This window comes from Chamaesiphon polymorphus CCALA 037 (assembly GCF_003003845.1).
Taxonomy (GTDB): Bacteria; Cyanobacteriota; Cyanobacteriia; order Cyanobacteriales; family Chamaesiphonaceae; genus Chamaesiphon; species Chamaesiphon polymorphus.
Map to the genome: position 1 here is coordinate 1 of NZ_PVWO01000407.1, position 5,413 is coordinate 5,413.

4 protein-coding genes and 1 tRNA gene are annotated in these 5,413 nt (G+C 47.6%); 3 read left to right on the forward strand and 2 right to left on the reverse strand.

Annotated elements, in window-relative coordinates; genetic code table 11:
• Positions 1–379: 379 nt before the first annotated feature.
• Together C7B77_RS23020 and C7B77_RS23025 are read right to left on the reverse strand one after the other, a co-directional pair.
• Positions 380–2,656, reverse strand: coding sequence for a ComEC/Rec2 family competence protein (locus C7B77_RS23020; RefSeq protein ID WP_106310419.1), 2,277 nt, complete (start codon positions 2,654–2,656; stop codon positions 380–382).
• 82 nt (positions 2,657–2,738) lie between these two features.
• Positions 2,739–2,812: transfer RNA gene (locus tag C7B77_RS23025), tRNA-Arg, on the reverse strand.
• A 200-nt stretch (positions 2,813–3,012) separates the two neighbouring features.
• Here C7B77_RS23025 and C7B77_RS23030 point away from each other — a divergent pair.
• The 3 genes from C7B77_RS23030 to C7B77_RS23040 form a co-directional block, all read left to right on the forward strand.
• Entirely contained in the window at positions 3,013–3,672 is a 660-nt protein-coding gene (locus C7B77_RS23030) for an Npun_F0813 family protein (RefSeq protein ID WP_106310422.1), read from the forward strand.
• Between the two features lie 152 nt (positions 3,673–3,824).
• Positions 3,825–4,850, forward strand: coding sequence for a hypothetical protein (locus tag C7B77_RS23035; protein WP_106310425.1), 1,026 nt, complete (start codon positions 3,825–3,827; stop codon positions 4,848–4,850).
• A gap of 2 nt (positions 4,851–4,852) precedes the next feature.
• Positions 4,853–5,413, forward strand: a 561-nt coding sequence (locus tag C7B77_RS23040; protein WP_219892253.1) for a helix-turn-helix domain-containing protein, incomplete at its 3' end; no start/stop codon positions are given.

The window sequence follows — 5,413 nt, forward strand, 5'->3', positions numbered from 1 at the left end:
GGCGGAGTTGTATGGGACGATCTTGCCGTTTTTAGGGGGGTAATTCCGATCTTATTACTTGTGGGTGGTGGGTATTTCTGGTGCTAGAGAACCCGGATCTGGGGGAGGCTTCCCCCAGACCCCCCGTTGAGGGGCGGCGTCCCGCCCCTCAAACTCCCCTACGTATTTAGGTTGTTGGTGCTAAATGTTGTATGGGGTTGGTTCTGTCTTAGTTGCTACGGGGTAGGGTTCGATCTTTGCTAACCATTATCGATCTGTACCAAGCCCTCCCCTACACATAGATCTGCAAAAGACAGCACAGGAAAATCGTCATCTTTTCCTCTTACTCATCCACTCATCCACTCATCCACTCATCCACTCATCCACCCATCCACCCTTCTTACTTTTCCCCTTCCAAGTAAGGCTTAAACCCACTCGGTGTCCATTGAATTGCGCCGTCGCGGCCTGTGTAGTAGACGCGGACTTGGTTTCGTTCGAGTAGTTTGATGGTTTCGGGGTCGGGGTTGGAGGTGGCGGCGATGGCGACTTGGGGATTGATTTTGGCGATCGCGCGATCGGGTAGTTTACCGCCGTGCCAATATAGAGTTTGAGCGGGGGTAAGTTGCTCGAAATCGATTGCGGGTTGGGCGAGATCGGCGATGTCTTCGCCGATAACTAGCCATTTTTGTTGGGCTTCGGGAATTTCGATTTGGAAGATTGCCGGACGGGTTTTGACTGTCGTTATTTCTACTCGCCCGAATTTTTGAACTTTGCCGACTGGTAATGATGCGAATTTAATGGTTTCGGTATTGTTACTTTCGCCGCTGATACTATAAAAGTTTTTAATGGGAATAGTTTGGTTGAGAGTTTGCCAACTGTTGAGTCCGGGGAGATCGCGGTTAAAATCGATCGCGCTATCGATCCGATTGATGGCTTGCTGTTGCAAAAATGGCAAGACGACAAATCGAGCGATACTTTCATTGCCACTGTTGACTAAGATAGTTTTTCCGCGATCTTGGATCGCTAAAATTTGGCCTTGATAGAGTCGATCGTTGGGGGAGTTTTTACTGGCTAAAGCTGTGAGTTGGAGTTCGTTAGTTTTCCAAATTGCTAGGGGGAGGATGACTAAGAGGATGCCAGCAACTAGAGGTAATTTCCAGTGTTTATGATAGCGGGGAAATATCCAGACGCCGAGGATGATTCCATATAATGCGAATAGCTGCCATGGTGCAATTTGTCCGACGGCAAATGATGTACTGGGGAGATAGTTAAATAAATCGACAATTCCGATTAGTAGCTGAGTGGGTAAGTATAGGAGCCAAGAAATAGCACTACCTGCGAGCGGAAAGATCGCACTAATTAATGCGCCGATCGTGCCGCCGATACTAATAATGCTAATCAGCGGACTGGTGAGAATATTGGCAGGTAGACTATAGATAGGGAATACTTTAAATACATATAGTTGGATTGGTAATGTCCAAATTGTTGCAGCTAAGGGGACGGTAATTAGATCGGCGATCGTCGGGGGCAGCCAATCTAATTTTTGCTGCAAGGGTTCGACTGTAACTATCAGTCCTAATGTTGCCAAAAAACTCAATTCAAAGCCAATATCCCAAATCCATAAGGGATTGATGATTAATAGTAAAGTTCCGGCTAAAAACAGCGAACTGAGTCGATCGAGTTTGCGATTGGTACGCAATCCGATTAATACGGCCATTCCCATCGCTACAGAGCGGGCTACAGCAGGCTGGAAGCCAGTTAAACCGAGGAAAATGAGCAAAGCTACCACACCGAGATTGGACTGCTGTACTGCCGATAATCGCGATCGGGTGAGCGAGAGGATTGCATTGAGAATTAAGGATACCTGAAACCCAGATGCAGCTAGGGCATGAGCCAATCCGACTCTCACGAATCGATCGCGTAAATCGAAGGGTAAATCTACGGCATCGGAGCCTAATACCATGGCGGTAACTAACGGCCCTACTGGTACCTCTAACCATTTTACCTGCGCCGCTGCAATTCGCTGTCGCAATTTGCCCCAGCTCCATTTCTGCGTCTGGGTTTCATCGGGTACTCGCAACTGGACGCCGCGCATTCCAGCAAATCCACCCGATTGACTCAAATAATCGCGAAAGCTAAACCCGCCCGGATTGGGATTGGCTTGAGGTATGTACAATGTCCCGGTAATCGACACCTGTACCCCTGGTTGCAAGCCCGTAGCACTCTGCAAGGGGACTGTGACATAAACTCGACCATTAACAGATTTACTGACGTCTGCGGGGCGGATACCGTCGCCCTGAATCTCATTGAGCTGAGTCGCATTGAGCCAAAATTGGGCGTTCTGATTGCGGGTGGTGTGGGGATAGCTATCAACGGTACCTTGGACGATCGTAAATTGCGAAGTACCGCGTTCGGCTGTCGCGGGAATATATTTACTAATATCGTTGGCTGTGGGTTGGGGGACGCGCAATTCTAGATAAAAACTAGCACATCCAGCAATCGCGATCGCGACTAATAAGAATTGCCAATTTGGACTCTTTTTCCAAATTCTACGGAGCACCCACGCAATGGGGATGGCTACGACAATCAGCCCCCATCTTACCCATGGATTGAAGGTAATCAGTAGACCAATGATATAAGCTAGACAAAGGAAAATTGCAGCTTGGGTATTCCGCATCAGGCAGCGATCGGCAATCGGGTTATCGACGATCGATATTACTCTATTTTTTACTAGGATCGATCGGGATTATCGATGTTTACGGGTGAAGAGGGACTTGAACCCCCGACCGACTGCTTAGAAGGCAGTTGCTCTATCCGACTGAGCTATTCACCCACATTAGCACAATATTCTAACACACTTTTATACACAATTGCATCAATGTCAAGTGACAAATCTCTGAAAAGATGTGCGGATGCTCGATCGAGGCTGCTGGGGAGATCGGCAATAATACTCTAGGTAATATGGGAATGTGCGGTATTAAATAATAATAGCTATTTTCTGTTTAGCCAAGTGTGAGCTGTGCCCGATCGAATATGTCAATTATTGCGCCCCAATCAGTCAAAATCGAGATTTGCACTTTAGGTGAGGATCGGCGATCGCAATTGCGGCTCAATTATGGCGGCCAAATTTACAATCTAGTTCAAGCTTTTGCCACTCACCACCGCGAACGAGCGGAACGACAATTGCAGCAACTAATTACTCGCGATCGCGAGGATAACGATCTCGTTACGAGCGATCGATATTTATTGGTGCCAGAAGTGGGGTATTACTCATTATGGGAGCTAACTAAAGCGACTCAGCCGACTGTGGCTGTGGTGCGGCAAGTTGAGGGCGATGTCCAATTAGCTTCGCCATTACAGCAAGCGAGTATTTGGTTATTGCAAGAACTTTGGTTGCAATTGACGGACTTATTAGGAGCTAAGCAGTTAACCACATTTGCCGAAACCTTAGTCAAAGTCACTCCCCAACTGCAATCTTGGGTAGATCTCGATCGACTATTAGCTCTCGATCCGCTGATGAGAGTAAAAATCGGCTCCTGGTCTGATGCTGATTTTATCAACTTGAATCGACAGATATATCATCTAACTCAGAAAAAAATCGGTGCAGAATTTACAACTAAACTCACGATCGAGATCGTTCGAGCGATGCCAGACGATCTGAGCGCGACAATAGCAGAGATCCTCACTATTTGATTTCAGCCAAAGTTGTTAGCTAAGTAGCTGGGTTGAATTAAATATTAAATACTAACTGTAGCTGCAATATTGGTGCTGTTGGGTTGAGGCACGAAACCCAACTCCCAACTCCCAACTCCCAACTCCCAACTCTAAAATAATCCAAAATCCGAATGGCTAAATCATCACCAGATAAATCCGATCCAAACCCTTGGCTGACGGGGGAATATGTTATTTATTGGGGATTAATTTGGTCGATTATTTCGTCGATCGTGTATCTGAATTTTAGCGTCGTCGATTCACAAAGCACCCGTCCGTGGTGGTTTCATTTAATTACCATTACGTTGGAAGAAATCGGTCTGCTCGTGTCTGGATATTTGTGTTGGCGGAACTATCGGAGTAAATATATTGCTGGTGGTAGAGCGGTGTGGTTGTTATTTGCGATCGCCATTTTGGCTTTTTTCGTGGGCAATTTATGGTTCTATCTGTGGGAAGTGCTGTGGGGATTAGCTCCAGCCGCTTCTGCTGGAAATGTATTTTACGTGTTGTTTTATTTAATTCTAATTGCGGGGATGCGCTTGGCAATTCTCGATCGCGATGTGCAGTTGGCGCGTCAGCAATGGGTAGCAGTCATTGGGGTGGTGAGTGTCGGATTGACGATGGGTTGTTGGTTGACGACACTCTCAGCAAAAGCAGTTACATCACCACCGCCGTTGGAAATCTCGCTGGATCGATCGATCGCACGTAGCGGTCAGCTCGTCGCCAGTAGCGCGCCGAGAATCCCCAATTCTCCAAATGAGATGCGCACTCAAAGTCGGCAAATCGACCCCGCTGCGCAGGCACCTGACTGGGTGCTGGCGATCGATCGGGCGATGCATCCGCTGGTAGATACTTTTAATTTATTCTACGTGCTGTGCGATTTAGTCCTGCTGACTTTTGCTGTCATTCTATTATTAGGATTTTGGGGCGGTCAATTGGGTTTACCATGGCGGACGACCGCACAGGCTGTATTATGTTTCTATATTGCCGATACTTGGTTCGCTTACGCCAATAATCGGGTGCAAGGATACGAAAGTGGCTTTATTATGGAAGTGTTCTGGATTTTTGGCATCGTGCAGTTTGGCATTGCTGCTGCGCTAGAATTTGATAACTCCATTCGTGCTCGCCGTCTAGCTCGCCGACGAACTGCTATTAAGTAAACATGAGTTCTAAAAAAATTACCGATGCAGATAAGTTGGAGATTGTAGATCTCTATCGTCAGTCTGGAGAAACAACCGCATCTCTAGCCAGTCGTTATGGGGTCAGCAATTCGACCATTAGTCGCCTGCTTAAAACTAGTATTCCTGAAGCTGAATATGAGATCTTAATCCAGCAAAAGCGCGGATCTAAAGCCAGTGGGGAAGAAGAGAGTCCCACCAGCGACGAGCCGACAGATGGTGCGTCAATGTTACAACCAACACCCACAATCGAGAGCCAACCAGAGCCAGAAGAGTTAATCGCTCCCGAAATCAATTCGGCAGAGCCGACGCTTCGCGAACGAGCCGAACCTGTTATTACTTCCCTCCAAACTGACAAGCCAGATTTGGCACCACCAGCTATTCCTAGCGAACCAGAGCCAGATCTCGACGTAACACCAGCTATTCCTAACGAACCAGAGCCAGATCTCGACGCAACACCTGTTAGTACGAGCGCAGAAGATCGTGCCGCAAACCAACGTCGCGTGCGGCGACGTCCTTCGGCACCCGTGACGATTGCTAGTGAG